General features: G+C 59.5%; 30 protein-coding genes. 29 read left to right on the top strand and 1 reads right to left on the bottom strand.

Annotated elements, in window-relative coordinates; genetic code table 11:
- Window positions 1-2: 2 nt before the first annotated feature.
- The 29 genes from L1O02_RS24705 to recX all read left to right on the top strand — a co-directional run bounded on the left by L1O02_RS24705 (window position 3) and on the right by recX (window position 24,537).
- Complete coding sequence (locus tag L1O02_RS24705) at window positions 3-632, top strand: tail assembly protein (protein ID WP_108544509.1); 630 nt, start codon at window positions 3-5, stop codon at window positions 630-632.
- Between the two features lie 66 nt (window positions 633-698).
- Window positions 699-1,307: a tail assembly protein gene (locus L1O02_RS24700; protein WP_060842627.1), complete on the top strand. Its 609-nt coding sequence runs from the start codon at window positions 699-701 to the stop codon at window positions 1,305-1,307.
- 60 nt (window positions 1,308-1,367) lie between these two features.
- Window positions 1,368-4,457, top strand: coding sequence for a host specificity protein J (locus L1O02_RS24695; RefSeq protein ID WP_235758884.1), 3,090 nt, complete (start codon window positions 1,368-1,370; stop codon window positions 4,455-4,457).
- Between the two features lie 60 nt (window positions 4,458-4,517).
- Window positions 4,518-4,805, top strand: coding sequence for a hypothetical protein (locus L1O02_RS24690; protein ID WP_146189184.1), 288 nt, complete (start codon window positions 4,518-4,520; stop codon window positions 4,803-4,805).
- The gene (locus tag L1O02_RS24685) at window positions 4,802-5,509 is read left to right on the top strand and encodes a hypothetical protein (RefSeq protein WP_146189185.1); all 708 of its coding nucleotides are present in this window, start codon (window positions 4,802-4,804) and stop codon (window positions 5,507-5,509) included. Before L1O02_RS24690 ends, L1O02_RS24685 begins: the two co-directional genes overlap by 4 nt.
- Before the next feature lie 40 nt (window positions 5,510-5,549).
- A complete protein-coding gene (locus L1O02_RS24680; protein ID WP_108544513.1) occupies window positions 5,550-6,128 on the top strand; it encodes a hypothetical protein in 579 nt (192 codons plus the stop codon).
- The gene (locus L1O02_RS24675) at window positions 6,125-6,307 is read left to right on the top strand and encodes a DUF2635 domain-containing protein (protein WP_047302105.1); all 183 of its coding nucleotides are present in this window, start codon (window positions 6,125-6,127) and stop codon (window positions 6,305-6,307) included. Before L1O02_RS24680 ends, L1O02_RS24675 begins: the two co-directional genes overlap by 4 nt.
- Window positions 6,307-7,803, top strand: a complete 1,497-nt coding sequence (locus L1O02_RS24670; protein ID WP_108544515.1) for a phage tail sheath subtilisin-like domain-containing protein — start codon at window positions 6,307-6,309, stop codon at window positions 7,801-7,803. The genes L1O02_RS24675 and L1O02_RS24670 overlap by 1 nt, the downstream gene beginning before the upstream one ends.
- Window positions 7,804-7,869: 66 nt before the next feature.
- Complete coding sequence (locus L1O02_RS24665; RefSeq protein ID WP_016965085.1) at window positions 7,870-8,217, top strand: phage tail tube protein; 348 nt, start codon at window positions 7,870-7,872, stop codon at window positions 8,215-8,217.
- Window positions 8,214-8,510: a phage tail assembly protein gene (locus L1O02_RS24660; RefSeq protein WP_060837796.1), complete on the top strand. Its 297-nt coding sequence runs from the start codon at window positions 8,214-8,216 to the stop codon at window positions 8,508-8,510. The genes L1O02_RS24665 and L1O02_RS24660 overlap by 4 nt, the downstream gene beginning before the upstream one ends.
- Window positions 8,511-8,640: 130 nt before the next feature.
- Entirely contained in the window at window positions 8,641-10,362 is a 1,722-nt protein-coding gene (locus tag L1O02_RS24655) for a phage tail protein (protein WP_108544518.1), read from the top strand.
- Complete coding sequence (locus L1O02_RS24650; protein ID WP_108544520.1) at window positions 10,352-11,596, top strand: DNA circularization N-terminal domain-containing protein; 1,245 nt, start codon at window positions 10,352-10,354, stop codon at window positions 11,594-11,596. Before L1O02_RS24655 ends, L1O02_RS24650 begins: the two co-directional genes overlap by 11 nt.
- Window positions 11,597-11,599: 3 nt before the next feature.
- Window positions 11,600-12,640: a phage baseplate assembly protein gene (locus tag L1O02_RS24645; protein WP_060842634.1), complete on the top strand. Its 1,041-nt coding sequence runs from the start codon at window positions 11,600-11,602 to the stop codon at window positions 12,638-12,640.
- A gap of 108 nt (window positions 12,641-12,748) precedes the next feature.
- Entirely contained in the window at window positions 12,749-13,255 is a 507-nt protein-coding gene (locus L1O02_RS24640) for a phage baseplate assembly protein (protein ID WP_060837800.1), read from the top strand.
- A 2-nt stretch (window positions 13,256-13,257) separates the two neighbouring features.
- On the top strand, window positions 13,258-13,656 hold the full coding sequence (locus L1O02_RS24635; protein ID WP_060837801.1) for a phage GP46 family protein: 399 nt from the start codon (window positions 13,258-13,260) through the stop codon (window positions 13,654-13,656).
- Entirely contained in the window at window positions 13,646-14,686 is a 1,041-nt protein-coding gene (locus tag L1O02_RS24630) for a baseplate J/gp47 family protein (RefSeq protein ID WP_108544522.1), read from the top strand. Before L1O02_RS24635 ends, L1O02_RS24630 begins: the two co-directional genes overlap by 11 nt.
- Complete coding sequence (locus L1O02_RS24625; protein ID WP_102861419.1) at window positions 14,674-15,273, top strand: putative phage tail protein; 600 nt, start codon at window positions 14,674-14,676, stop codon at window positions 15,271-15,273. The genes L1O02_RS24630 and L1O02_RS24625 overlap by 13 nt, the downstream gene beginning before the upstream one ends.
- A gap of 15 nt (window positions 15,274-15,288) precedes the next feature.
- A complete protein-coding gene (locus L1O02_RS24620) occupies window positions 15,289-16,854 on the top strand; it encodes a phage tail protein (RefSeq protein ID WP_235758882.1) in 1,566 nt (521 codons plus the stop codon).
- Window positions 16,851-17,327, top strand: a complete 477-nt coding sequence (locus L1O02_RS24615) for a DUF4376 domain-containing protein (RefSeq protein WP_181321574.1) — start codon at window positions 16,851-16,853, stop codon at window positions 17,325-17,327. Before L1O02_RS24620 ends, L1O02_RS24615 begins: the two co-directional genes overlap by 4 nt.
- Before the next feature lie 331 nt (window positions 17,328-17,658).
- Entirely contained in the window at window positions 17,659-18,927 is a 1,269-nt protein-coding gene (locus L1O02_RS24610) for a phage tail protein (protein ID WP_235758879.1), read from the top strand.
- A gap of 8 nt (window positions 18,928-18,935) precedes the next feature.
- Window positions 18,936-19,364, top strand: a complete 429-nt coding sequence (locus tag L1O02_RS24605; RefSeq protein WP_235758877.1) for a phage tail assembly chaperone — start codon at window positions 18,936-18,938, stop codon at window positions 19,362-19,364.
- A gap of 50 nt (window positions 19,365-19,414) precedes the next feature.
- Window positions 19,415-19,978, top strand: a complete 564-nt coding sequence (locus L1O02_RS24600; RefSeq protein ID WP_016966077.1) for a glycoside hydrolase family 19 protein — start codon at window positions 19,415-19,417, stop codon at window positions 19,976-19,978.
- Between the two features lie 156 nt (window positions 19,979-20,134).
- Window positions 20,135-20,641, top strand: coding sequence for a hypothetical protein (locus L1O02_RS24595; RefSeq protein WP_108544526.1), 507 nt, complete (start codon window positions 20,135-20,137; stop codon window positions 20,639-20,641).
- A 70-nt stretch (window positions 20,642-20,711) separates the two neighbouring features.
- Entirely contained in the window at window positions 20,712-20,897 is a 186-nt protein-coding gene (locus L1O02_RS24590; protein WP_082729320.1) for a Com family DNA-binding transcriptional regulator, read from the top strand.
- 8 nt (window positions 20,898-20,905) lie between these two features.
- Window positions 20,906-21,748 carry a putidacin L1 family lectin-like bacteriocin gene (locus L1O02_RS24585; protein WP_060837808.1) on the top strand — a complete coding sequence of 281 codons (843 nt, stop codon included), beginning with the start codon at window positions 20,906-20,908 and terminating at the stop codon, window positions 21,746-21,748.
- 177 nt (window positions 21,749-21,925) lie between these two features.
- Window positions 21,926-22,258, top strand: a complete 333-nt coding sequence (locus tag L1O02_RS24580) for a hypothetical protein (protein WP_020372545.1) — start codon at window positions 21,926-21,928, stop codon at window positions 22,256-22,258.
- Between the two features lie 166 nt (window positions 22,259-22,424).
- The gene (locus L1O02_RS24575; protein ID WP_060842639.1) at window positions 22,425-22,925 is read left to right on the top strand and encodes a nicotinamide-nucleotide amidohydrolase family protein; all 501 of its coding nucleotides are present in this window, start codon (window positions 22,425-22,427) and stop codon (window positions 22,923-22,925) included.
- 83 nt (window positions 22,926-23,008) lie between these two features.
- A complete protein-coding gene (gene recA / locus L1O02_RS24570) occupies window positions 23,009-24,061 on the top strand; it encodes a recombinase RecA (protein ID WP_011059579.1) in 1,053 nt (350 codons plus the stop codon).
- An 8-nt stretch (window positions 24,062-24,069) separates the two neighbouring features.
- A complete protein-coding gene (gene recX / locus L1O02_RS24565; RefSeq protein WP_060837811.1) occupies window positions 24,070-24,537 on the top strand; it encodes a recombination regulator RecX in 468 nt (155 codons plus the stop codon).
- 39 nt (window positions 24,538-24,576) lie between these two features.
- Here the strand turns inward: recX and L1O02_RS24560 are convergent, their stop codons facing one another.
- Complete coding sequence (locus tag L1O02_RS24560; RefSeq protein ID WP_060837812.1) at window positions 24,577-25,695, bottom strand: TIGR00730 family Rossman fold protein; 1,119 nt, start codon at window positions 25,693-25,695, stop codon at window positions 24,577-24,579.
- Window positions 25,696-25,891: the final 196 nt, after the last annotated feature.

The raw sequence follows: 25,891 nt of genomic DNA, 5'->3' as shown, positions 1-25,891 counted from the left end.
TGATGAATCAGCAAAAAATCCGCGTCATCCGTCTTTACGGCACCCTGGGCGCACGTTTTGGCCGAGTGCACAGGCTGGCGGTCAGTAGTGCCTCGGAAGCGGTTAGAGCCTTGTGCATCCTGATTCCGGGGTTCGAGGCTTTCCTGATGGAGTCCAAGGACCGCGGCCTGACCTACTCGCTGTTTCTTGGCCGCGACAACATCGGTCACGACCGCTTGAATGCCCCCTGTGGTGCCAGTGATATCCGAATCGCTCCGGTATTGATCGGTAGCAAGCGTTCAGGTGGATTGCAAACCATCATCGGGGTCGCATTGGTAGTGGCTGCGTCGTACTTCTCCGGGGGCACGTTTGCCGCTGGTGGCACAACACTGATCGGCGGTACTGGCACCACGGGCTGGACCATGGCCGCGCAAATGGGCATCGCCCTCGCCATGGGTGGGGTCATGCAGATGATGTCGCCGCAGCTCAAGGGACTGGGGGCCATGGACCGTCCCGACAATCGCGCCAGCTACAGTTTCAATGGCGCGGTCAATACCAGTGCCCAGGGCAATCCGGTGGGGTTGTTGTACGGTCAGTTGACCGTTGGCAGCTCGGTGATCAGCGCCGGGATCTATGCCCAGGACCAGCTCTGAATCCGCCTGGGCCCACCCTTTACTTGAAACCCGCCTTGGCGGGTTTTTTATTGCCAGGAGAACCCCATGGGCTTGGCCGTAGAACGACAAAAGATGCAAACCGTGCTGCTGTCCGGCTCCCTGGCAAGGATGTTCGGGCGTGAGCATCGAGTGGCCATTACGGGTGGCTTCAAGGAGGTGATGGGGTACTTCCGTCAATTCCCCGGCTTCGAGCGTTATATGGTGCAGAGCGCGGACCAAGGCTTGCGATTTGCGGTGTTCAATGGACGGCGAAATTTGTCCGAGACCGATATTCATCAGCCTTTGGGCAAAGAAGTGATTCGGATCGCCCCGGTCCTCAGCGGTTCGAAGCGTGCTGGTGGATTGCAGACCATTCTGGGCGCGGTGTTGATGGCCGTGGCTTATTACAACCCCTTTGGCTTCCTGACCGGGCCTGCTGCGTCGTTTCTGATGATGACGGGAGTCAGCATGGCCATGGGCGGTGTTATGCAAATGCTGGCTCCCTTGCCCAAGGGGCTTGCCGCCCAGGACAGCCCGGAAAGCCGCTCCAGCTATAGCTTCAACGGGCCAGTCAACACCAGCGCCCAGGGCAACCCGGTAGGCCTGCTCTACGGTCAGTTGACCATTGGCAGCGCCGTGATCAGTTCCGGCATCTATGCCGAAGATCAACTTTAACTCCTCCTGTCTTCAACCTGCCTGCCGTTGCGTGGGCCTTATTTCGCCTGAAGGAAAGCCATGACTGACCTCACTCTCGCTGGCAGCAAAGGCGGCGGCTCCAAGCCCCGTCCCTCCGTGGAGGCGCCAGACAGCCTGCAAAGCACGGCTTATGCTCGGATCCTCGATCTCGTCAGCGAGGGCGAGATTGTGGGCTTGAAGAATGGCAAGCGCTCGGTGTTTCTCAACGAGACACCCCTGGCCAACGCCGATGGCAGCCTGAACTTCTCCGGGGTCACCCTCGAGACCCGCAATGGCAGCCAGGACCAGACCTACATCCCGGGATTCCCGGCGGTGGAAAACGAATCGTCGGTGGCGGTGGAGTTGCGCAGTGACCAGCCCTGGAGCAAGGCCATCACCAACCTGCAACTGTCGGCCGTGCGCATTCGCCTGGCGGTCTCGCGGCTGGCGCAGACCAACACCAGCAATGGCGACACCAACGGATATACGGTGCGCTATGCCATCGACCTTTCCACCGATGGCGGTGCCTTCGTGGAAGTGCTGCAAGCAGCCTTCAGCGGCAAGACCTCAAGCAAGTACGAGCGCTCCCATCGCGTCGATCTGCCTGCCGCTACTGCTGGCTGGACGGTTCGAGTGCGGCGCCTGACGCCGAACTCCACCAGCGGAGCGATCGCCGACACCACCAGTGTCGAGTCCATCACCGATGTGATCGACGCCAAGTTGCGCTACCCCGGGTCGGCGATCATCGGCCTGCAATTCGATGCCTCACAGTTCCAGTCGATCCCCACCCGTTCCTTCGAACTGCAGGGGCGGATTATCCGCGTACCCAGCAACTACGACCCGCAGACCCGGATCTACAGTGGCGTCTGGGATGGCACCTTCAAGTCGGCCTGGACCGACAACCCAGCCTGGATCTACTACGACCTGCTGCTGCACCAGCGCTATGGCCTGGGGCATCTGCTCAACGCCGCCCAGGTGGACAAGTGGGAGCTGTACCGCATCGGCCAGTACTGCGACCAGCCGGTCTCCGATGGCAAGGGCGGTACCGAACCACGCTTTACTTGCAACCTCTACCTGTCCGTTCGCGCCGACGCCTTGAAAGTGTTGCAGGACCTGGCGACCACCTTCCGCGGCATGGCCTATTGGGGCGCTGGTTCGGTGATGGCCGTGGCCGATATGCCGGAAGATCCGGTGTACACCTACAGCAATGCCAACGTGGTCGACGGCAAGTTCGTCTACGGCGGCTCGGCGAAAAAGACCCGCTACAGCGTGGCCCTGGTCAGCTGGAACGATCCGGCGGATTTTTACCGGCAGAAGGTCCAGTACGTCGATGACCCCGAAGGCATTGCCCGCTACGGCGTGCAGCAGACCGAAATCACCGCCACCGGTTGCACCTCCCAGGCCCAGGCCCAGCGCATCGGTAAATGGGCGCTGCTGACCAACCGCCTGGAAACCGAAAGCGTGAGTTTCGCCGTGGGCCTGGATGGCACCCTCGCACGCCCTGGGCAGATCATCCGGGTGGCGGACAACGACAGGGCAGGGCGCCGGATTGGCGGCCGACTGCGTTCCGCGACCCTGGATACCCTGGTGCTCGACGCCGACGTTAAGGCCTATCCGGGGGACACCGTCACCCTGATCATGCCCACCGGCAAGGCCGTCTCGCGGGTGATCAAGTCAGTGGGCTATCCACTGACCTGGGACAGCACGGGGATTACCTGGGACAACGGTGACATCACTCTCGATACCACCGGCTTTCCTGCCGAAGTCCAGCGAGTGGTGCTGGAGAAGAAGCTGGAGGAACTGCCGCCAGAGCAATCGATGTGGGCGATCGATTCGCCGACCTTGGCAGCCCAACAGTTTCGGGTGCTGTCGGTGGCTGAAGACTTCAGCGATGACGCCATCAAATACAGCATCAGCGCGGTCAAGCATGTACCCAGCAAGTTTGACGCGATTGATAACGGCGCGCGGATTGAACGACCGCCGGTGACGGTGATACCGCCGAGTGTGCAACTACCACCAACCGACGTTCGAGTGAGTAATGATCACTTTGTTGATCAAGGCAGCACAATCAATGTGATGACTATCGAGTGGAGCCGACCGGCCAATGCTATTGCGTTTGAAGCCTACTGGCGCAAGAACGATGGTGAGTGGGTGTTTGCAGGACGTACTGGGGGTAATTCCATCGAGGTGTCAGGCATCTATTCAGGCCGCTATGTTGCCAAAGTCAGAGCAATTAGTGCGTTGGATATCGGCTCGGTATATGCCGTTTCAGCGGAGACAGTTTTAACTGGCAAGATCACTCCACCTCCGGTTGTTTCGTCGTTGACTGCGCAATCTCTAGTCTTTGCCATCAAAGTCAAATGGACTATTTCTGATGACATTAGCGTTGCTGACCTGCAGCGAACAGAGATCTGGTATGGCAAGACTAACGATTTATCCAATGCGACCAAGTTTGGTGATTATGCATACCCACAAACTGATTTGACCATTATGGGGTTGGCAGCTGGGACGACATTCTTTTTTTGGGCCAGACTCGTAGACCGTATAGGTAATGTTGGCGCCTATTCAAAGGCGGTAATGGGCCAGTCCAGTAGTGATGCTGGACCGATTCTTGAGTATTTAAATGATCAGATCAGTGAAACTCAGCTCAGTAAAAACTTGCTTGAGAAAGTTGAAACTGGTGGTGGCTCTGCAATTCAGATAAAGGCTGTAAAAGACGAGTTGGCCGCCATGTACAGTATCAAGACTCAACTGACGGTAGATGGGCGACCTTACTTGGCCGGGATCGGTTTGGGGGTGGAGAATGACAAAGGGATTGTTACTAGTCAGGTGCTGATAGCTGCTAGTCGATTTGCGGTGGTTGATCCAAATATGGACAAGGTTTTTTATCCGTTTGTTGTTCAGGATAATAAGGTGTTCATTGATAGTGCTTTTATAAGTAATGGCTCAATAACCAGTGCACAGATAGGTGAATATATTCAATCGACTGACTACGTCCCAGGAGAAGTGGGGTGGCGGTTGGATAAAAGCGGGTCTATTGAGTTTAATGGGCCTGTTGCTGGTGGTGGTCGTCTGAGTATCAATAATCAACTACTGCAGATCTTTTATGGTGATGGCAGTCTTTGCCTGCGCGCTGGTATTTGGTCATGAGATTTAGTTGTATTTTTATAAGTTTTTTATGCGGCGTATCTTATATCTACGGAGGTGGCTATGCCGAGTGGAATCGAATTTTTCGACCGTAATGGGCGCCTAATGATGGATGGTTCTGGGCGTTACCCTCGTATAGTCGAAATTATTGATCTGTCCGTTGTTGGTACTCCAGGAAGTCGAAGTTATCCGGCTGTTGATCCCGAAACTCTCAACTATATACTTTATCAGGGTGGAAATAGAGCGCGTGTTGTAAGTGCTACAGGTTCAACCTTGTATTGGGGGTTTGCTAATAATCTTGGTTATGGTGTTTTTGCTGGTAAGCCTCTACTCGTTGTGGTGTCCGGATGAACGTCGGATTCGAAAGCTTCAATCAGAAAGGGTTCAAGATAATAGGTACTGATTATGCGAACCTTGTCCATTATGGAACCAGGACTCTTACAGTTTCTGGAGGTCAGTACTTAGTGACTGCCGCAGGGCAACGGATCTACTGGGATGCATATGCTGCTATTCCTAATGATGGTTCGATCATTCGTTTTTATCGTGCGGATTTTCCAGTTGTAGAACAGGGCGGAGTTGTGCGTGCGCCTACAGGCAATATTGGTGGGTCTATTGTTTGCTACAGTTTTGGTCCAGTTGTGAAGTCAAATGCTGGAGAAGGTTTGGAAGTTTATGGTCCGTCCGGGGAATTGACGTTTAATACTGCAAGGCCTTTCTTGAAGCTGGTCGGTGTCCATGCTGATAGTAGAGCTTCCCTGCTGGGGTTCAAGTATGGGTTTAGCTATCCAGCTCAAACTACCGGTTTAAAAGCACCCAAAGTTGCATGGTCCGTTGGTAATGCTCGCTATATTTATCTACAACAGCAGTTTTCAAACGGTTCCACTGATTCGTTCGAGTATATTTTGGGTTGTAGAGTGGATGATGCGGGAGTCTATAGCAATTATGCCATGCAATACGGTGCGACCATTCGGCGCTCGGGTTGGAATGGTACTTATGATCATGTTCCTCCAACGGGTGCAATTCGTATATTGGTGGCGGATGTTTCGGGGCTGTAAATAAGGTGGCTTCCAATGATGTTGTATCAGGAGGTGGGGTCTGAATATTAAAAATTTGATTGCCCAGGTTGCTGGGTTTTGCCCTGGTCTGAAAGGTTTGGTGAGTGTTGCTGTTGGTTTGAGGGGGATTGAAAAACTTCCCCTGACTGATAAGCCGGCTGCTTATGTAAATCTTGTAGGGGATTTGGTTCGCCAAACTACCCAGCACCCCATAGTTCGAGAGCAATTTGAGGTGGTAGTTGTTCTGGATGCATTACAGGAGCACCTAGTAACAGCCACCACTCAGCTATATGACCTGCGCGCCGAAGTCTGGCGCGCCCTGGTCGGTTTCAAGCCCGGCGCCGAGTACAACCCGATCCAATACGACGGCGGTGAACTGGTGTCGTTCGACGCCACCCGCTTGCTCTACCGCCTGCGCTTCTTCGCCGAATTCCAGCTGGGGCGCAATCTGCCCGGGCAGCCGGCGGAAACCTGGCATGAGCGTGAACTCGACGGCCTGCCGTCCTTTACCGGGGTCACGGTGCGGGTCGATGCCATCGATCCGGCGGACCCCAATTTGAAGAAACCGGGCCCCGACGGGCGCCTGGAGCTGACTTTTTCAGGAGAGCTGAAGCAATGAGCAAACGCATCACCGTGCTGCCGGTCGCTGGCCGCGCCGTACCGGACCCGGAAGCAGGCGATCTGCTGCCCGCCTCCGGCCGTGAAGTGCCGGACAACGCCTGGTGGCGCCGGCGTCTGGCCGATGGCGATATCACTAGCAAAGCCGTGAAAGCGGCGAAATCTCAAGGAGCCAAATAATGGCGATCGGTTTCAGCAATATCCCGGCGGACATCCGTGTTCCGCTGTTCTACGCCGAGATGGACAACTCGGCGGCCAATAGCGCGTCTTCGGCCATGCGCCGTCTGATCGTCGCCCAGGTCAATGACAACCAGACCGGCGACGATCTCGGCAAGCTGGTGCTGGTGTCCAGCGTGGCCCTGGCCAAGAGCATCGGCGGGCAAGGTTCGATGCTCGCCTCGATGTATGAAACCTGGCGCAAGACCGACCCGGTGGGCGAGATCTGGTGCCTGCCGCTGCACAGCACCGAGGGCAGCGTGGCCAAGGCCGAGCTGAAGCTCACCGGTAGCGCCAGTGCCGCCGGCCTGCTCAATCTGTACGTAAGCGGGGTGCGGGTGCAGGCCTCGATCGTCAGTGGCGCCAGTGCTGCCCAGGCGGCCAGCGCCCTGGCGCTGAAGGTCAATGCGGCGGTGGACCTGCCGGTGACCGCGGCGGCGGTCGACGGCACGGTGACCCTGAGCGCCAAGTGGACCGGCGACAGCGGCAACGACATCAGCCTGCAACTCAATCGCCTGGGCAAGAGCAATGGCGAAGAAACCCCGGCCGGCCTGACCCTGGTGCTGGGCAAGATGGCCGGCGGCACCGGCGTGCCGGATCAGGTCGCGGCCCTGGCGGCCCTGGGCGACGAGCCGTTCGAGTTCATCTGCATGCCCTGGACCGACACCGCCAGCCTCAATGCCTGGCAAGCGGTGATGGACGACAACACCGGCCGCTGGTCCTGGGCCAAGCAGCTGTTCGGCCATGTCTACAGCGCCAAGCGCGGCACCGTCGGCACCCTGGTGGCGGCCGGTCAGGCGCGCAACGACCAGCACATCACCATCCAGGCCCTGGAAACCGGCGTGCCCCAGCCCGTGTGGGTTCAGGCCGCAGCCCTGGCAGCGCGGACCTCGGTGTTCATCTCCGCCGACGCCAGCCGTCCGACCCAGAGCGGCAGCCTGCCGGGGATCGACCCGGCGCCGGCCAGCGAACGCTTCACCCTCACCGAGCGTCAGTCGCTGCTCAGCTACGGCATCGCCACCGCCTACTACGAAGGCGGCTACATGCGCATTCAGCGGGCGATCACCACCTACCAGAAGAACGCCTACGGCCAGGCCGACAACTCCTACCTGGACAGCGAAACCATGCACCAGTCGGCGTTCATCGTGCGTCGCCTGCAAAGCGTGATCACCAGCAAGTACGGGCGCCACAAGCTGGCCGCCGACGGCACCCGTTTCGGCGCCGGCCAGCCGATCGTCACCCCGAGCACCATTCGCGGTGAGCTGATCGCCCAGTACGCCAAGCTGGAGCTGGAAGGCCATGTGGAGAACGCCGACCTGTTCGCCGAGCACCTGATCGTCGAGCGCGACGTGCAGGACCCGAGCCGGGTCAACGTGCTGTTCCCGCCGGACTACATCAACGGCCTGCGGGTGTTCGCGCTGCTCAACCAATTCCGCCTGCAGTACGACGCCGCGGCCTGAGCCGGACCTGCATCACTGCGCTTTTTCAGCCCGCCTTGAGCGGGCTTATTTTTTGGGAGAAACATCATGGGTCAACTGATTGCGGGCACCTGCTACGTCAAAGTGGACGGCGCTCAACTGACCATCAGCGGCGGCTGCGAAGCACCGCTGATGGCCGTCAAGCGGGAAACCGTGGTTCCGGGTTTCTACAAGGAAACCGACCTCACCCCGTCGTTCAAAGTCACCGCGCTGCACACCCCGGACTTTCCGCTCAAGCAACTGATTGCCGGCTCCGACATGACTGTCACCTGCGAGTTCGCCAACGGCAAGGTCTACGTGCTGGCCGGCGCCTACCTGGTGGACGAGCCTATTGCCAAGGGCGACGACGCCAGCATCGAGCTGAACTTCGAAGGGCAGAAGGGGACCTGGCAATGAGCAACCTGGTGAAGCTGCAGGTGCCGATCGAGGCCCACGGCGAGCCCCTGAGCGAACTGACCCTGCGCCGTCCGACGGTGCAGGAAGTGCGGGCGATCAAGGCGCTGCCGTACAAGATCGACAAGAGCGAAGAAGTCAGCCTCGACATGGACGTCGCGGCCAAATACATCGCGGTCTGCGCCGGTATTCCACCGTCCTCGGTGAACCAGCTGGACCTGGTGGACCTCAACGCCCTGAGCTGGGCGGTGGCGAGTTTTTTCATGAGTGCGGCATCGCAGCCATCGCCGACCTGATCGCTGTCGCCTATGACCTGGCCTGGTTCTGGAAGGTCGACCCCGAACAGATGATGGCCAGGCCACTGGATGTGCTCCGGGAATCCCTGGAGCACGCGCAACGGATCAATGCGATGCAGCAGGTGCAGTGATGGCAGATACACAAACCGTAGAGAAGAAGTCGGTGCTGTTGACCGGCATCGACGAACTGTCACCCAAACTCGTCGCCCTTCAAGGCAAGGTCGACTCTTTCAAGAAAAACCTTGAGCAGACCGGGCTGGGCAAGCTGGATATCAGTGGTCTGTTCAAGGGCGGCAGCCTGATCACCCCGTTTCTCGACGGGATCAAGGCCTGCGACGCGTTCAAGGGCAAACTGGCCGAGGTCGGTGACTCCAGCGCGTCGGCCGACGCGGCCAAAGGCATGAATGTATTCAGTCAGTCCATGGCCAAGGTGTCCTCGGCCATTGATGCTGCGCTGGCGCCGGCGGTGGGGGCACTGGTGGTCGGTCTGGAGCCCATGCTCAACAGCGTGGGGACACTGCTCGACGACAACCCGAAGCTGGTCGAGGGGCTGGCGATGGGTGCCATTGCCTTTTCGGCGATGCAAACCGCCGTGACCGGTGCGATCCAGGTGCTCGACCTGATGGGCACCGTGGCCAAGGCCAATCCGGTGATGCTGATTGCCATGGGCATTGCTCTTGCAGCCGGAGTGATCATTGCCAACTGGACACCGATCTCGGCCTTTTTCGTCAGCCTTTGGGAAGGCGTGAAGAGCTTCGCGGCTCAGGCGATGGAGGTGCTGAGTACCCTGTTCAGCTGGACGCCCCTGGGCATGCTGATCGGTAACTGGGGAGCCGTCACGGCGTTCTTTGCCGGGCTCTGGGACAGAATCAAGGCGATGACGGCTGCGGTCGTCGGCTTCCTCAAGGAGGTGTTTTCCTGGTCGCCTCTGGGACTGATCATCGATAACTGGGCTGGGTTGACGGGCCTGTTCGCGTCCATCTGGGAGTCGCTCAAGGCCTTGACGGTACCCGCGATGGCCTTTCTAAAAGGCCTGTTCGACTGGGTGCCGATGGACATGATCACCAAGAGCTGGGGCGCGGTCACCGGTTTCTTCGCGTCGATCTGGGGAGTGTTGCAAACGGGCATCCAGGCGATCAAAACGGTGTTCCAGACGCTGTTCGACTTTTCTCCGTCCGTGGTGCTTTACAACAACTGGGGCGCTGTCAGCAGCTTCTTCAGCTCGATCTGGGCGGCGCTGCAACCGGGTATCGACGGGGTCAAGAAGGTCCTGCAAACCCTGTTCGACTTCTCTCCGCTGGTGATTCTTTACAACAACTGGGGCGCGGTTACGGGCTTTTTCAGTTCGATCTGGGCCGAATTGCAACCGGGTATCGACTCGATCAGAAAGGCCATTGAAGCCCTGTTCGACTGGTCGCCGATGGAGCTGATCATGACCAATTGGGCCCCCATCGCCGATTGGTTTTCCGGGCTGTGGAGCAAGCTTCAAGAGCTGATGGTGCCGATCAAGGAACTGTTCGAGGGCGGTTTCGGAGGGCTGATCGCCACGGTCACCGGCAAGGTCGAAGGCTTTACCGAGGCGCAAAGGCAAATCAACGCCGAGGGTAAAGGCGGGCTGGCATCACCCTTTGCCGCCACCCAGGGCAGCTCGCTGACCCAGAACTCCAGTGCCCTGATCCAGCAGAACGCTGCCAACAACCGCACGCAACTCGAAGGCGGTTTGACCGTGCGTTTCGAAAACGCCCCGGCGGGCCTGCGTGCCGAACAAGCCAAGACCAATCAACCAGGCCTGAACGTGGCTTCGACCCTGGGCTATCGCTCACTTTCCCTAGGAGGTTCCAATGGCGGATAACTGGCGTGATCGTTTGTTGCCCGCGTCCTTTCGCGGTGTGCCGTTCTGGGTCGATCAGGCGAAAACCCCGGTGGGCCAGAAAGGTCAGTTGCACGAGTACCCGCAGCGTGACCAGCCGTTTTTCGAGGGCCTTGGCCAGCAGGCGAAAATCCATGACCTGACGGCCTTTATCGTCGGCGCCGATTGCCTGGAGCAGCGCGACAGGCTGCTCAAGGCCCTGGAGGAGGGCAGCGGCGAGCTGGTGCACCCCTGGCTTGGGCGGATGCAGGTCAAGGTCGGCGAATGCGAGATGACCCAGAGCCGCCAGGACGGCGGCCTGGTGACCTTCAGCCTGAAGTTCTATCCGGACCAGCCGCTGCGCTTTCCCTCGGCGGTGGTCAACACCCAGCAGCAGGTGCTGGTGGCCAGCGATACCTTGCTGGGCTCGGCCGTGCTGCGTTTCGAGTTCGCCACCAATCTGATCAAGCAGGCGCGGATCGGCGTGGACGCGCTGCGCAAGGGGCTGACCGAGGTGTATGCGGTCATCGAGCACGAGTTCAAGCCGCTGATCGAGTTCTATGGCGACCTCAACACCCTGGTCAAGGCGGTCAAGGAAATACCCAAGGAGCTGAGCACGGAGTTCAAGGGGTTGCTGGAGGATGTGCGCGGGCTCAAGGATTTTGCCCGCAGCGGCTATCGGCAGATGCTCGCCGATATTGCCCAGCAGGTGGAGGCGGCCCGGCGCATCGATGCGCCGAAGCTGACCACCGGCAAGGACACCACGGCGGCGGCCGAGGCAGTGGCCAACCTGGTGCAGGATGCGCTGCTGGTGCAGATCGCCCGCCTGGTGTCGGCGTTACCGGTGGCCACGCCCGTGGTGAAGCTCAAGAACACGCCGCCCCTGGCGCAGCAGGCCAGCCGGCCGGTGCAGCGCCTGGAGGTGCCGGTGGCCGACGATGTGCTGGCGCTGCGCGATCAGTTCAATGAGCTGATCTGGCAAGCCTCGCTCAAGGCCGACGCGGTGCATTACCAGGCGCTCAACACTCTGCGTCAGCAGGTGCAGGGGCACCTCAATGCCGTGGCTTCCTCGGGGGTGCGGCTGGTCAGCCTCAGCCCCAAGAGCAGCCTTCCGGCGCTGGTGCTGGCCTATCAGCGGTTTGCCGATGCGACCCGGGGCGGCGAAGTGGTGCAGCGCAATCGGGTGCCTCACCCGGGTTTCCTGCCGCCCGCCGACCTGCAAATTGCTCGGGAGTGACCCATGGACGAACTGGCAAATATCGTCACCCTGACGGTGGACGGGCTGGACTACAGCGGCTGGAAGAGCGTGGAGATCAGCGCCGACCTGGAGCGTCAGTTCCGCACCTTCAGCCTCAACATCACCTGGCAATGGCCGGGGCAGGACTCGCAGGTGCGGATCCGCCCGGGCGCTCGCTGTCAGGTGCGCATCGGTTGCGACCTGGTGCTCACCGGGCATGTCTACAAGGCGCCGATCAGTTACGACGGCAAGCAGATCAGCCTGAGCATCCAGGGCGGTTCGCTGACCCAGGACCTGGTGGATTGCGCGGCCATCAACCGGCCGAGTCAGTGGCGCCAGCAGGACGTGCTGAGCATCGTCCGCGCCCTGGCCGGCTCCTACGGGGTCGGGGTGCGCAGCGAGATCGCCCCGACCGGCAAGCTGCACACCCACAGCATCGTGCCGGGTGAGACGGTGTTCGCCTCCATCGACCGTTTGCTGACCCTGTACCGGGTGTTCTCCACCGACGACGCCGACGGTTACCTACTGCTGGCGGCACCGGGCAGCGGTGGGCGCGCCAGCGATGCCCTGGAGCTGGGCAAGAACATCCTCTCGGCCAATGCACCGATGGATTTTTCCGCGGTGTTTTCCGAGTACCGGGTGATCGGCCAGCACAAGGGCAGCGATCAGAGCAGCGGGGCGGCGGTCAGCGAGGTGTCTGGCCGGGCCAGCGATGCAAGGGTTTCGCGCAAGCGGGTCACGGTGATCAACGAAGCCGCGCAACTGAGTGCCGAGCTGGCTCAGCAGCGCGCTGACTGGGAGTGCGGCACCCGCACCGGCAAGGCCCTGACCACCACCTACCAGGTGCAGGGCTGGCGCCAGAGCAATGGCGATTTGTGGCGCCACAACACCCTGGTGCGAGTGATCGACCCGGTGCTGGGGTTCGACCGGGACATGCTGATCTCCAAGGTCACCTGGTCGCTGTCCGAGCAGGGCTCGATCACCACCCTGCAGGTGGCGCCGCCGCAGACCTTCGACGCCAACCCGACACCCGGCAACACCTGAAACCCGCGCCCATCCGTAGGCGCCGGCTGGTCGGCGAAGGCATCCGGCCCGAAACCGCGCAACCCCTGTTCGCCGGCAAGCCGGCTCCTACCCTCCAAGGAACTCAGCATGAGCCTACTGACACGCCTGTTGGCGCGGGGCACCGTGGTGCTCGCCAACTCGGCCAACAAACTGCAATCGCTGCAAATGCGCCTTACCGCCGGCGAGGTCAACGACGACATGGAGCATTTCGAGCCTTACGGTTTCACCAGCAATCCCCTGGCCGGCGCCGAGGGCATCGCCACCTTCCTCGGCGGCGACCGGTCCCACGCGGTGGTGCTGGTGGTGGCCGACCGGCGCTATCGCCTCAAGGCCCTGGCCGCCGGTGAGGTGGCGATCTACACCGACGAGGGCGACAAGATCCACTTCAAGCGTGGGCGCGTCATCGACATCGACACCGCGACCCTGAACATCCGCGCCAGCAGCGGCGTCAACATCGACAGCCCGACCCTGAGCATGAGCGGCAAGATCGTCTCCCAGGGCGATCAGCTTGCCGCCGGCATCAGCCAGATCAACCACGTCCACAGCGGCGTGCAACCCGGTCCGGGCCAGACCGGCGCGCCGGTGGGAGGTTAAGCATGTTCGCCACCTATGACCTGAAGAACGCCCTGACCCGGGCTGTGGAAATCAGCCTGTTCACCTGGCGCCGCGCCGCTGATGACGATGCCCTGGACGACGATCAGCGCTATGGCTGGTGGGGCGACAGCTTTCCCACGGTGGCCGACGACCGCATCGGTTCGCGGCTGTGGCTGCTGCGCCGGGTCAAGCTGACCCGGCAGACCCAGCTCGACGCCGAGTTCTATGCCCGCGAGGCCTTGCAGTGGCTGATCGACGATGGTCATTGCAACGCCGTCGAGATTCTCAGCGAACGCCTCGATGCCCAGCGCCTGAACCTGCGCACGGTGCTGATACTGGCCGACGGCGAACGCCTGGACCTCAACCCCATTCACAGTTGGCAGGTGACCTATGCCGTTTGAAACCCCTTCGCTGCCGGTGCTGATTCAACGCACCCAAAGCGACCTGGCCAGCGATTCGCTGCGCCAGTCCGATGCCCAAGTGCTGGCCCGAACCCTGAGTGGGGCCGCCTTTGGCCTGTACGGCTACCTGGATTGGATCGCCGAGCAGATCCTTCCGGACAAGGCCGATGAGTCGACTCTGGAGCGCATCGCCGCCCTGCGCCTGAACCAGCCGCGCAAGGCCGCCCAGGCGGCCCGTGGCAGCGTCAGCTTCACGGCCGCGGCCGGAGCCGTGCTGGATGTCGATACCCTGCTGCAGAGCAGCGACGGTCGCAGTTACAAAGTGACCGCCGCGCGCACCACCAGCGCCGGGCTCAACAGCACCACGATCCAGGCGGTCGATGGCGGCGCCCTGGGCAATGCCGGCGCCGGCCTGGAGTTGACCGCGGTGCAGCCGGTGCAAGGCATTGGCAACGCGTTCACCGTGCTGGCCCCGGGGCTGAGCGGTGGCGTGGCTGAAGAAAGCCTCGAATCCCTGCGCTCCCGGGTGATCCGCTCCTATCGGATCATTCCCCACGGCGGCTCGGCAGACGACTACGAAACCTGGGCCCTGGAATGCCCGGGGATCACCCGTGCCTGGTGCCGGCGCAATTACCTGGGGCCAGGCACGGTGGGCCTGTTCGTCATGCGTGACGATGACTCGCAGCCGATCCCCAATGCCGAGCAACTGGCGCAGGTCCAGGCCTATATCGAGCCACTGCGCCCGGTCACTGCCGAGGTGCATGTGCTGGCCCCGGTGATGCTGCCGGTGACCTACACGTTGCGCCTGACCCCCGACACCAGCGCGGTGCGCGCCGCGGTCGAGGACCAGCTGCGCGATCTGCACAGCCGCGAGGCCGGCCTGGGCCAGACCCTGTTGCTCAGCCATATCCGCGAAGCCATCAGCAGCGCCACCGGCGAGCAGGATCACCGGCTGCTGGCGCCCCTGGCCGATGTTCCGGCGGCGAATAATCAGTTGCTGGTTTTCGGAGGTTGCCAATGGCAGCAATAAGAAGCGCCGCCCAGTACCAGGATCAGTTGCGCAGCCTGCTGCCCAGCGGCCCGGCCTGGGACCCGGAGCGGGTGCCGGAGCTTGAACGAGTGTTGCAGGGCGTCTCCCAGGAGCTGGCGCGCATCGACGCCCGGGCCGTTGACCTGCAAAACGAAATGGACCCGGCCAGCGTCAGCGAACTGGTGACCGATTGGGAAAAGGTCATGAACCTGCCCGATCCCTGCCTGGGCCTGACCCCGCTGTTCGAAGACCGACGGCTGGCCGTGCGCCGCCGTCTGTTGGCGGTGGGCAGCCAGCGCGCTGCCTACTTCGTCGAAATCGCCCGCAGCCAGGGCTACCCCAATGCCAGCGTCACTGAGCTGAGTACCCCGCGCATGGGCCGCTCACGCTTTGGTCATGCGCATTTCGGCACCTGGCGGGCGAACTTCATGTGGACCCTCAATACCGGCGGCCGCCTGCAACTGGGCCGGCGTTTCGGCGCGAGCTATTGGGGTGAACGTTTTGGCATGAATCCGGGGAGCGCCCTGGAGTGCCTTATCCATCGCAGTACACCGGCGCATACACAGGTGTACATCAACTATGACTAGAGAAGACAAGAACAAGTGGATTATCCGAAAAGTGTTCCCAGCGTAGGGCTGGTGAACGGCAAGTTTGTCGACGAGAACCCGGTCACGGGGCAAGTCGGCTCACTGATTTCCTCGCAATGGGGAAACGCGGTTACCGACGAATTGCTCAATGTGATTCGTGCGGGTGGGAAGGAGCCGGCCGAGGCCGAGCACGACCAGTTGCTGGCGGCGATCAAGGCGATCGTCCGGGATTCGATACCGCCAGAGAAGATTCGCAGCACCTTGGCCGAGTACGGCATCACCGACGCCTATACCAAGTCGGTGACCTACACCAAGGCCGAGATCGAGGCGCTGCTGAAGAACCTGTCGGCCCTGCCGGTGGGGGCCATGGTGCCGTTTCCCAAGGGCACGGTGCCGGCGGGGTTCCTGGAGGTGGATGGCAGTGTGCAGAGCGCTGCGACTTATCCGGATCTGGCGGCCTATTTGGGGACGACCTTCAACACCGGTGGTGAAGGGGCGGGGAATTTCCGTTTGCCGGAGTCGCGGGGAGAGTTTCTGCGGGGTTGGGATCATGGGCGGGGGGTGGATGCTGGGCGGGCTCTGGGTAGCTGGCAGCCCGACGAATTGAGGAGTCACAAGCACGCGCTTGACGCCAACGTCGTTACCGAAACAGGGTCTGGATACGCTGGCGGTATTGCTACCGATGGCAACAAGTACCTGACAGAAACCGCATTCTCAGGTGGTATGGAAACCCGACCTAGAAACCTTGCGGTGATGTGGTGCGTCAAAGCCTGGAACGCACCGACCAATCAGGGAAGCATCGATGTTGCTGCTCTGGCCGTTGATGTTCGTAATGCACAGAAAAATGCTGTGGTCGGGATTTGTAAAGGTCTGAAGGTTTCTGCTTCCGGGCTCAGTTCGATCGTTAATGTGGTGGCTGAGCAGTTGGTGGTCGGTAACGATTTGTCGTTCAAGACACTGGGTGATGTGACTCTCAAGATCAACGCTACGGTCATCGGCGCCAACGGACTGGATACAGGAGTGCTGACCGGTTCCACCTGGTACAGCGTCTGGGTGATATGGGGAGGTGCTGGGGTTGCGGGTTTGCTGTCGCTCAGTGAGAAAGCTCCTGTGCTACCTGTGGGTTACACCCACAAGGCCCGGGTCAGTTGGACGCGAACCGACCCCACGGCAAACAAGTTTCTGTTGTCGTTTATTCAGGCGGGTAACTGCGTTCAGTACAAGGTGGTTCCGGGTTCCAATGTGCAAAATCTGCCGGTCATGGCTTCTGGGGTTGTCAGCCCCGCTGCGGATGTTGCCGTCTCTGCTTTTGTTCCGCCGACGGCGGCAAAAATTTCACTGACTGCCGGTACCAACAACGGCTACGTTGGCTTTGCCCCCAGCAGTGCCTATACCGCGCAAGCACCTGTTTATTTGAATACCGCAACGCTCAATGCTGCGCCCTTTGTCGGCGGTTATAACCCGTCTTCGCCGGTACCTACTGCTAATGGTCAGTTTTTGCTGGAAGGACCAACGATTCGATTCGGATCTTTTGCGGCGACAGGTGTTTTGCAATGTATTGGATGGGAGGACAACTTATGAATGGTTTTGCAGTTCGAGCCGATGGCCGGGGTTGCAGGGCGGTGGACGGTGTCGAGCACTTGCTGGAAGGGGAGGTTTTCTCAGTCGAATATCCGACTCTCGCTCTTAACGCTACCGATAGGTTGGCATTGATTGCCGATGAGCGATTCAGGCGTGAGGAAGCCGGTATCGTTGTACAAGGCTTGGCTATTCAAACGGATCGTGCAAGCCAGGCAAAGCTCACTCGAGCCGCAGTAAGGGCAAGTCGAGATGCCAACTACGTAATCCACTGGAAGTTGGAAAATGGCTCTTTCGTACAGCTCGATGCACGTCAGGTACAGGTTTGTGATAGTGCCGTTGATGCTTACGTACAGGCTTGCTTTATGCGTGAGAGCGAGTTGGTTGATGCTGTTGATGCTGGCTTGTATGAGGCGTCGATGCTCATTGCAGGTTGGCCGGCTGTTGAGTTTTCCGCAGCGCCTGAATTGTTGTGACAGCGCTTCATTGATGTTTTTGGTGGTTTGCGAGTTACCTGTTTCAACCCTCTGATTACCGGGACGATGCTAAAGGCATTGTTTCCGACTCCTCGTCCTTCGATGGGGCATTTCACCTTTCTTACCTTTTGATAAGTCCCGATGCGGATCTCTCTAGTCAACTGTCGATGCGATTCAGTTCGTTATCGGTTTGACCAGAGTTCGGCATCTGGGCGAGTTGATGCACACGGCACATTGAGATCGTTCCAGGCCTAGGCCTGGAGTCTCTGACTTATTGGTTACCCATCTACCTTGCGTTGGTGGGTTTCAATTTCAACTAGAGGACAGACGAGTGGATTATCCAAAGAGTGTGCCCAGTGTCGGGCTGGTTAATGGGAAGTTTGTCGACGAGAACCCGGTCACGGGGCAAGTCGGCTCACTGATTTCTTCCGACTGGGGAAATGCGGTGACCGATGAATTGCTCAATGTGATTCGTGCGGGTGGGAAGGAGCCGGCCGAGGCCGAGCACGACCAGTTGCTGGCGGCGATCAAGGCGATCGTCCGGGATTCGATACCGCCAGAGAAGATTCGCAGCACCTTGGCCGAGTACGGCATCACCGACGCCTATACCAAGTCGGTGACCTACACCAAGGCCGAGATCGAGGCGCTGCTGAAGAACATGTCGGCCCTGCCGGTGGGCGCCATGGTGCCGTTTCCCAAGGGCACGGTGCCGGCGGGGTTTCTGGAGGTGGATGGCAGTGTGCAGAGTGCTGCGACTTATCCGGATTTGGCGGCTTATCTGGGGACGACCTTCAACACCGGGGGCGAGGGCGCGGGTAACTTCCGGCTGCCGGAGTCGCGGGGGGAGTTTTTGCGGGGTTGGGATCATGGTCGGGGGGTGGATGCTGGGCGGACTGTCGGCAGTTGGCAGGCCGATGAGTTCAAGAGTCATGCACACTCAGTGAAGGACAGTTCAAGTGCTGGAAGTGTGTTTGATTCTTGGGTTTATGGTGATACTGGTAACGGAGTTACTGATGATGAAAATCTCAGGACAAATCCATCAGGTGGAGTTGAAACCCGCCCTCGTAACCTGGCGGTGATGTGGTGCATCAAGGCCTGGAACACTCCCATCAACCAGGGGAATATCGATGTCGCTGCGTTGGCTCCATTAGCTGTTCAGGCGACAGAGATGAATCAGGGTACAGCGAGGGTCGCGACGTTAGCGCAGACGTTTACAGGGACAGACGACTCCGTGATTGTCACTCCGAATAAGCTGCGATGGGGATTTTCAATCAGTCTTTCACCTAACGGATATATTGCTTTACCCAGTTGGCTAGGAGGATTCATTCTCCAGTGGGGGGTGGTCTCCGCAACTGGAGGTTCTGCCCCGTTTGGTACATTAAACTTTCCTATGGCATTTCCAGACGCTACACGTGTAGTGCTGGGCGCACCCGGTGCCACTAATATCAATGTAGGCCTCAATACTTCTGGATCAGGCGGTATCCCTATTGTTGCGTTTGACTTAATAACACTCACGGGCGCGAGATGGAGGCTTGATAGTAATAATGGAACTGCTATGAGTGCCGGAATTCCTATTCGTTGGATTGCAATTGGAAGTTGAGATCTGAGATGAAAAGACTTTATAGCAAGACAACACAGACGACATATCTCATGGGGGTTCATGCTCGTATCCCAATGGATGCTATCCAGATATCGGAGGCGCTTTATCAATCTGTGATTGGAAATCCTTTGCCTGGTCAGATTCGCGCGCATGATGAACAAGGGCTGCCATTCTTAATTGATGCGCCTAAAGTGGTCCAGGATTTTTCAAGCCAAGAGCGAGCGTGGCGCGATGAAAATCTGATGTCCGTCATATGGTTGCGTGAGCGGCACCGTGATCAATTGGAAATTAAAGCACCGACTAGTCTTGATAGTGAGCAGTTCAATACTCTGCTTGTGTATATCCAGGCTTTACGCGATTGGCCGCAATCTGCCAATTTTCCCAATAGTCGATATCGCCCTGTTGCACCATCGTGGATAACTGAACAGACCCAATAAACGCCCCGCACCGCCGGGGCGTTTTCTTATCCGACTTACAAACACAGAACATGCTTATTACCGAACAACAACTGCAACAAATCATGCCTAACGCCCGCCGCCAAGCGGGCGTTTTTGTTTCTCCACTCAACACCGCCATGGCCCATCGGCAGATCGATACGCCGAAGCGCCAGGCGGCCTTTCTTGCCCAGATCGGTCACGAATCCGGGCAACTGCAATACGTGCGCGAGCTGGGCAGTGATCAATACCTGAGCAAGTACGACACCGGCACGCTCGCGGCACGCCTGGGCAACACCCCCGAGGCCGATGGCGACGGTCAGCGTTATCGCGGGCGCGGGCTGATCCAGATCACCGGGCGCAGCAACTATCGCCAGTGCAGCCTCGGGCTGTTTGGCGATGAGCGCCTGCTGGAGTTGCCCGAGCTGCTGGAGCAGCCGCAATGGGCCGCCGAGTCGGCGGCCTGGTTCTGGGAGCGCGGCGGGCTCAATGCCCTGGCCGATCGCGATGAGTTCAACAGCATCACCCGTCGCATCAATGGCGGTTTGAACGGCTTGCAGGATCGCCTGCAACTCTGGGCCAGGGCGCGGGCGGTGCTGTGCCTGCCCGTGGTCTGAGTTCATGCGGAGGCGGGCACCTTCTGTAGTCGCTGCCGTAGGCTGCGATTGGACCTGGAGGGAAGGTCCTGCGGACCTTTTCGCAGCCTGCGGCAGCGGTTACAGGGATTTTTGCCGGCCGTTTGATGCATTTCATATCGGTCCGAGGAGGACGTGATGAATATCCGCAGTTGGCTGGCTCTCGCCGTCGTAGCGGGGTTGCTTTATGCCCTTGGCTTCGTCAGCGGAGTTGGCAGCGAACGCAGTCAACAGCAGCGCCTGGACGAGGCCCGACTGCAGCAATCCTTCGAGCAGGGCCAGGCGTTGGGCAGGGTCAAGGAGAAGGTGGTGGTCGAGTACGTCGATCGCGTCGTCAAGGTCTATCAGGCGGGCGCCACTGTCACCAAGGAGGTTCCGATCTATGTTTCGAAAGCGGCTGATAACGCCTGCGTTGTACCTGCTGGTTTTGTCCGGGTGCACGACGCCGGCGCCACCAACCTGCCCGTGGCCCCAGGCCCCGGCGTCGCTGATGACGCCGCCTCGGGCCTTGCACTCTCTACCGTCGCCGCCAGCGTCGTCGACAACTACAGCCAATGCCATGCCAATGCCGAGCAATTGAGGGCGTTGCAGCAGTGGGTGCGGGAGTCTCAGTCGCTGTTGCAAGGTGCTCCGGCGATGCCCTGACGGCCTTGAGATCTTTATGAAATGGATCGCTGCCGCAGTGTGGGGCAGTTGAAATCAAATGGACTTGTCGATGTTAAAAGAATGCAGATGCGGTCATTGCAAACGACTTCTCGCCCGCGTGGGTGAGTTTACCGAGCTCCAGATTAAATGTTCCCGCTGTGGAACCTTGAATCACGTGAAGGCCTCGAGCCTTGGGCAATCGCCTGTGAGCGACATGAGAGCGGACTTTTCCGCGACTGATCATTCGACTCAATAGGTATCAACATGGCTTGGATTCGCTACGACTTCACCGACAACGGTTCTTCGGTGCTACCGGCTCGCTATTACATGGCGCCGAACCAGTATCTGCAGTCCCCCAACAAACGCTTCAAGTTGCTCTTTCAACCTGATGGCAACCTTGCGCTTTATGACGGCGCCCAGTTGGCGTGGGTCGCCGACCAGAACACGCCCTTTACCAATGTGAGCAAGGGCAACAAGAAAGACCCGATGATGGTCTTTATGAATTACGGCTTCGTTCTGGATGACCCGTTGCGCGGCCGTATCTGGTCGACGACACCGAGCGATCCCACCATGGGCTCTCGCGAGGATGCGTCCTTGCGTGCGTTCACCCAGGTTCAGGATGACGGGAACATCGTGACCATCGACACCATCCCTCACTGGTATGCGCCCAACGGTCGCGTGTTCACTCCGGCAGTCGGGGCGGCCATGATCATCGGTGGCCCTGCGGAGTTGGTACCGGGCCAGTTCTACCGTGCCGGTGATCATTCCCTGGTCTTCCAGGGCGATGGCAACCTGGTGGTCTACGGTCCGAACTGGAGCGTTGTCTGGGCGACGTACACCCAGAACAGGGGCGGTGCGCGATGCGTCATGCAGGCAGACGGTAACCTGGTGATCTACGCAGCGAACAATGCTGTCGTTTGGCAAAGTGGTACTGCTGGCCATCCGGGCGCAACCATTCGCCTGCAGGCCAACGGCAGCTTGAGCATCGTGACCGAGCGGCCGATCTGGGCCCGTTTCGGGTACACCCCGACCATCAAGCCGCCGCGTGTCTTTTACCCGGATCACAAGTGGCAAACCGCTAGCTACACCTGGGACAACGTGTTCTAAAAGGCCGCAAGAAGCCCCGCGATCGTGCGGGGCCTTTGCCTGGCGTCTTCAAGATATCGGTGGGTGTGCTGTTGCAGCTCGTCCATCGAGAAGCCCAAGAGCTTCGACCCCATCGCCTTTGAGCGACATGAAAACGGCACTTTCCGTGACCGCCCCTTCCATTCAAAGGTGAAAAATATGAACGCAGTAACCATGGGCAAGCACTTCATTACCGTATTCCCAAAAGGCATTGTGGAGATCGTTTCGGCGGCCCAAAACACGGGGGGGCTGATCATCCAGACGGGGTTGATCAAGACCTCGACCGGTGTGGTCGATCTGTATGTGGGACCGACCGGGTCTTCCATCTCCAATGCGGCCATCATCTTCTCGGGCAACGGCTCCAGCATTTCCGGCAGTGACTCCGAGATCGTCATGCCGTACCCGATCCGTATTCCCGCAGGCCAGGCATTGTGGGCCTATGCATCCACTCCGGGTGGTGCAATCGCGTTGACTTGGGACTTGCTGGCCTGAGTTGTGTGTCGAGCTTCGCGAGCTTGCGCGAGCGCTTTCCTGTTCTTTGGGGCTTCGTTGTCTGAAGCCGTGTTCCAGAGCCGTTGGTTTTCCTGACGGCTTGTCACTTGCAAGCCGTCTTTGCTGGTGTACGGTAAGCACACGCCAGCCCCATCAGGAGAGGATTGTGAAAGAAATTACCCAGCTTGCCGCTGAACTTGGCCGGCGTCTGCAGGTTCTGAATGCCCATGTCACCACCGCGGAGTCCTGCACCGGCGGCGGTATTGCCGAGGCGATCACGCGGATTCCGGGCAGTTCGGCCTGGTTCGAGGCCGGTTATGTCACTTATTCCAATCGCCAGAAGACTTTGCAATTGAATGTACCGGCCGGGTTGTTCAACTCGGTCGGTGCGGTCAGTCGTGAGGTGGTAGAGGCCATGGTTCGCGGAGCGCAGGCCAAGAGCCATGCACATTTTGCCGTGGCGGTCAGTGGCATCGCCGGGCCGGATGGCGGTTCCGCGCAGAAGCCGGTGGGTACCGTGTGGCTGGCCTGGGGCGCGGGAGAGACGCTGACTGCCGAGTGCCGGCACTTCCCCGGGAATCGCGATGAGGTTCGCCGACAAACGGTGAAGGCCGCGCTAGAGGGGCTGCTGCAACACGCCGCAGCAGAAATCGCAAATCAGGGGTAGGCGATCCTTGAGCGCTGTGGAATAATACTGGCTACTTATACAGGTGTTGGCCGTCAGGCCTTATTGATTACGTGAGGACTTTAATGGACGACAACAAGAAGAAAGCCTTGGCTGCGGCCCTGGGTCAGATCGAACGTCAATTCGGCAAGGGTGCCGTAATGCGTATGGGCGATCATGACCGTCAGGCGATCCCGGCCATTTCCACCGGCTCTCTGGGTCTGGACATCGCTCTGGGCATTGGCGGTCTGCCAAAAGGCCGTATCGTTGAAATCTACGGTCCTGAATCGTCCGGTAAGACCACCCTGACCCTGTCGGTCATCGCTCAGGCGCAGAAAGCCGGTGCCACTTGTGCCTTCGTCGATGCCGAGCACGCGCTGGACCCGGAATACGCCGGCAAGCTGGGGGTCAATGTCGACGATCTGCTGGTTTCTCAGCCGGATACCGGCGAGCAGGCCCTGGAAATCACCGACATGCTGGTGCGTTCCAACGCGGTTGACGTGATCATCGTCGACTCCGTGGCGGCTCTGGTGCCCAAGGCTGAAATCGAAGGCGAAATGGGCGACATGCACGTGGGCCTGCAAGCCCGCCTGATGTCCCAGGCGCTGCGTAAAATCACCGGTAACATCAAGAACGCCAACTGCCTGGTGATCTTCATCAACCAGATCCGCATGAAGATCGGCGTGATGTTCGGCAGTCCGGAAACCACCACCGGTGGTAACGCCCTGAAGTTCTACGCTTCGGTTCGTCTGGACATCCGTCGTACCGGCGCGGTGAAGGAAGGCGATGAGGTGGTCGGTAGCGAAACCCGAGTCAAGATCGTCAAGAACAAGGTGGCTCCGCCGTTCCGTCAGGCCGAGTTCCAGATTCTTTACGGCAAGGGTATCTACCTCAACGGCGAGATCATCGATCTTGGCGTGCTGCACGGTTTCCTGGAAAAATCCGGTGCCTGGTACAGCTACCAGGGCAACAAGATCGGTCAGGGCAAGGCCAACTCGGCCAAGTTCCTGCAGGACAACCCGGAAATCGGCAACGCGTTGGAGAAGCAGATTCGCGAGAAGCTGCTGACAGCCTCGCCAGACGTCAAAGCTAATCCGGTCAAAGAGACCGAAGACGATATGGCCGACGCTGATATCTGATTGATCCAATGACCGCCGTACTCGATACCCTCGTCGCGGTGCGGCGAACTGCAATGGACCTGCTCGCGCGACGCGAGCACGGTCGAGTCGAGCTGACGCGTAAACTGCGTCAGCGCGGCGCCCCTCCCGAAATGATCGAAGCTGCCCTTGACCGTTTGACGGAAGAGGGATTGCTGTCCGAATCCCGTTATCTCGAAAGCTTTGTTTCCTACCGTGCCCGCTCAGGTTACGGGCCAATGCGTATTCGCGAAGAACTCAGTCAGCGCGGCTTGCAGCGAAGTGATATCGATCTTGCCCTGCGTGAGTGCGGTATCGACTGGCAAGAGCAGTTGCGAGACGTCTGGCAGCGCAAGTTTGCCGGGCACTTTCCTGCGGATGCCCGGGAGCGGGCCAAGCAAGGGCGCTTTCTGAGTTATCGCGGCTATTCCATGGACATGATCGGCCGCCTGTTGAGCGGCCGAGGGCTGGATGACTGAGGCTGTACCCGCTGCGTGATGCCGCGGGCGAGAGGCGGATCAGTTGGCGTCGCTGGTTTCTCTCACGCTTTGGTGGGCCTTGGGGGGCTGTCTGGCCCAGTTCTGCGGCAGGTTGATGAAGTCGATCAGTTCCCGCAGGCGGCCATTGTCGCGAGCGTTGAAAGTGAACGACAGCCGTGTCAAATGGCTGAATTGCGCTTCATCGTGCTCCTCTCCACGGTAGGCATGTTGCTGAAACCGACCACTGAGGCACAGGTCGGAGAACTCCGTCTGCATCTGTGCCAGCGCCTGTTCGGTGAGATTGTGGTGCATGCGAATGACGAACTCTTGCTTCAGCCAGCGGCTGGAGTGGAAGTTGGCGTAGAACTGCTGGATTTCCTTGACGGCGTCTTCGGTGCTATGCACCAGACGCACCAGTTTCAGGTCGCTGGGCAGGATGTAGCGATTGGCTTCCAGCTGGTTGCGGATGAAGTCCAGGGCGCCCTGCCAGAATTGCCCGCCAGGTACGTCCAGTAGCACCACCGGTACCAGGGGGCTTTTGCCGGTCTGGATCAGGGTCAGGACTTCCAGTGCCTCATCCAGGGTGCCGAATCCACCGGGGCAGAGCACCAGAGCATCCGCTTCCTTGACGAAGAACAGCTTGCGAGTGAAGAAAAAGTGGAATGACAGCAGGTTCTCCGTACCGCCGACAGTCGGGTTGGCATGTTGTTCGAAGGGCAGGGTGATGTTGAATCCCAGGCTGTGTTCCAGGCCCGCGCCGTCATGGGCTGCGGCCATGATGCCGCCTCCGGCGCCGGTGATGACCATCAGGTCCGAGCGTGCCAGGGCAGCGCCCAGCTCCTTGGCCATGGCATACAGCGGGTGCTCGCTGGGGGTTCGCGCCGAGCCGAATACCGTCACCTTGCGCCGACCCTTGAACTGTTCCAGGACTCTGAAGGCATGTTCCAGTTCACGCAGGGCTTGCAGGGTGATCTTGGCGTTCCAGCGATTGAGGTCGTCCTCGGCCATGCGCAGGACAGTGAGAACCATGTCGCGATAAAGAGGGATATTCGGGCTGTTGGGGGCAATCTGGTTGAGTTGCGCTTCGACCTGGCTCGTGAGGTCGGCGCCCTTGCTCTGAAAATGACGGGTTAACAGGTCATTCGATTGGTAAGGCATTCAGCTTCTCCTTCTGCACAGAACCTTGTGCACGCTCGAGGTATTCGAATGTGCCACGACACAGCCTGTGTCGCTGCCTGCTCGGCCCAGCGTGCGAGCAATGCTCCTCGCCGATTGCTGCTGACCGTCGCTGGGCGGCAATCGAGGTATCCACAGAGGTCCTGCTTTCCTTTATTGAGAAAACAATTGCACTGCA

This window comes from Pseudomonas sp. BC42 (assembly GCF_021560055.1).
GTDB lineage: Bacteria > Pseudomonadota > Gammaproteobacteria > Pseudomonadales > Pseudomonadaceae > Aquipseudomonas.
Note: the sequence above shows the minus strand (reverse complement) of the source record. Positions and strands in the feature narration are given on the sequence as shown.

Excerpts from the sequence above, each read along its gene's own strand:
- L1O02_RS24585 (WP_060837808.1), top strand. The coding sequence starts at position 20,906 with ATGGCTTGGATTCGCTACGACTTCACCGACAACGGTTCTTCGGTGCTA.
- L1O02_RS24645 (WP_060842634.1), top strand. The coding sequence starts at position 11,600 with ATGGACGAACTGGCAAATATCGTCACCCTGACGGTGGACGGGCTGGAC.
- L1O02_RS24615 (WP_181321574.1), top strand. The coding sequence starts at position 16,851 with ATGAATGGTTTTGCAGTTCGAGCCGATGGCCGGGGTTGCAGGGCGGTG.
- L1O02_RS24700 (WP_060842627.1), top strand. The coding sequence starts at position 699 with ATGGGCTTGGCCGTAGAACGACAAAAGATGCAAACCGTGCTGCTGTCC.
- L1O02_RS24600 (WP_016966077.1), top strand. The coding sequence starts at position 19,415 with ATGCTTATTACCGAACAACAACTGCAACAAATCATGCCTAACGCCCGC.
- L1O02_RS24640 (WP_060837800.1), top strand. The coding sequence starts at position 12,749 with ATGAGCCTACTGACACGCCTGTTGGCGCGGGGCACCGTGGTGCTCGCC.
- L1O02_RS24650 (WP_108544520.1), top strand. The coding sequence starts at position 10,352 with ATGGCGGATAACTGGCGTGATCGTTTGTTGCCCGCGTCCTTTCGCGGT.
- L1O02_RS24685 (WP_146189185.1), top strand. The coding sequence starts at position 4,802 with ATGAACGTCGGATTCGAAAGCTTCAATCAGAAAGGGTTCAAGATAATA.
- recA (WP_011059579.1), top strand. The coding sequence starts at position 23,009 with ATGGACGACAACAAGAAGAAAGCCTTGGCTGCGGCCCTGGGTCAGATC.
- L1O02_RS24590 (WP_082729320.1), top strand. The coding sequence starts at position 20,712 with ATGTTAAAAGAATGCAGATGCGGTCATTGCAAACGACTTCTCGCCCGC.
- L1O02_RS24560 (WP_060837812.1), bottom strand. The coding sequence starts at position 25,695 with ATGCCTTACCAATCGAATGACCTGTTAACCCGTCATTTTCAGAGCAAG.
- L1O02_RS24705 (WP_108544509.1), top strand. The coding sequence starts at position 3 with ATGAATCAGCAAAAAATCCGCGTCATCCGTCTTTACGGCACCCTGGGC.
- L1O02_RS24695 (WP_235758884.1), top strand. The coding sequence starts at position 1,368 with ATGACTGACCTCACTCTCGCTGGCAGCAAAGGCGGCGGCTCCAAGCCC.
- L1O02_RS24675 (WP_047302105.1), top strand. The coding sequence starts at position 6,125 with ATGAGCAAACGCATCACCGTGCTGCCGGTCGCTGGCCGCGCCGTACCG.
- L1O02_RS24580 (WP_020372545.1), top strand. The coding sequence starts at position 21,926 with ATGAACGCAGTAACCATGGGCAAGCACTTCATTACCGTATTCCCAAAA.
- L1O02_RS24690 (WP_146189184.1), top strand. The coding sequence starts at position 4,518 with ATGCCGAGTGGAATCGAATTTTTCGACCGTAATGGGCGCCTAATGATG.
- L1O02_RS24630 (WP_108544522.1), top strand. The coding sequence starts at position 13,646 with ATGCCGTTTGAAACCCCTTCGCTGCCGGTGCTGATTCAACGCACCCAA.
- L1O02_RS24660 (WP_060837796.1), top strand. The coding sequence starts at position 8,214 with ATGAGCAACCTGGTGAAGCTGCAGGTGCCGATCGAGGCCCACGGCGAG.
- L1O02_RS24605 (WP_235758877.1), top strand. The coding sequence starts at position 18,936 with ATGAAAAGACTTTATAGCAAGACAACACAGACGACATATCTCATGGGG.
- L1O02_RS24670 (WP_108544515.1), top strand. The coding sequence starts at position 6,307 with ATGGCGATCGGTTTCAGCAATATCCCGGCGGACATCCGTGTTCCGCTG.
- recX (WP_060837811.1), top strand. The coding sequence starts at position 24,070 with ATGACCGCCGTACTCGATACCCTCGTCGCGGTGCGGCGAACTGCAATG.
- L1O02_RS24635 (WP_060837801.1), top strand. The coding sequence starts at position 13,258 with ATGTTCGCCACCTATGACCTGAAGAACGCCCTGACCCGGGCTGTGGAA.
- L1O02_RS24665 (WP_016965085.1), top strand. The coding sequence starts at position 7,870 with ATGGGTCAACTGATTGCGGGCACCTGCTACGTCAAAGTGGACGGCGCT.
- L1O02_RS24595 (WP_108544526.1), top strand. The coding sequence starts at position 20,135 with ATGAATATCCGCAGTTGGCTGGCTCTCGCCGTCGTAGCGGGGTTGCTT.
- L1O02_RS24655 (WP_108544518.1), top strand. The coding sequence starts at position 8,641 with ATGGCAGATACACAAACCGTAGAGAAGAAGTCGGTGCTGTTGACCGGC.
- L1O02_RS24625 (WP_102861419.1), top strand. The coding sequence starts at position 14,674 with ATGGCAGCAATAAGAAGCGCCGCCCAGTACCAGGATCAGTTGCGCAGC.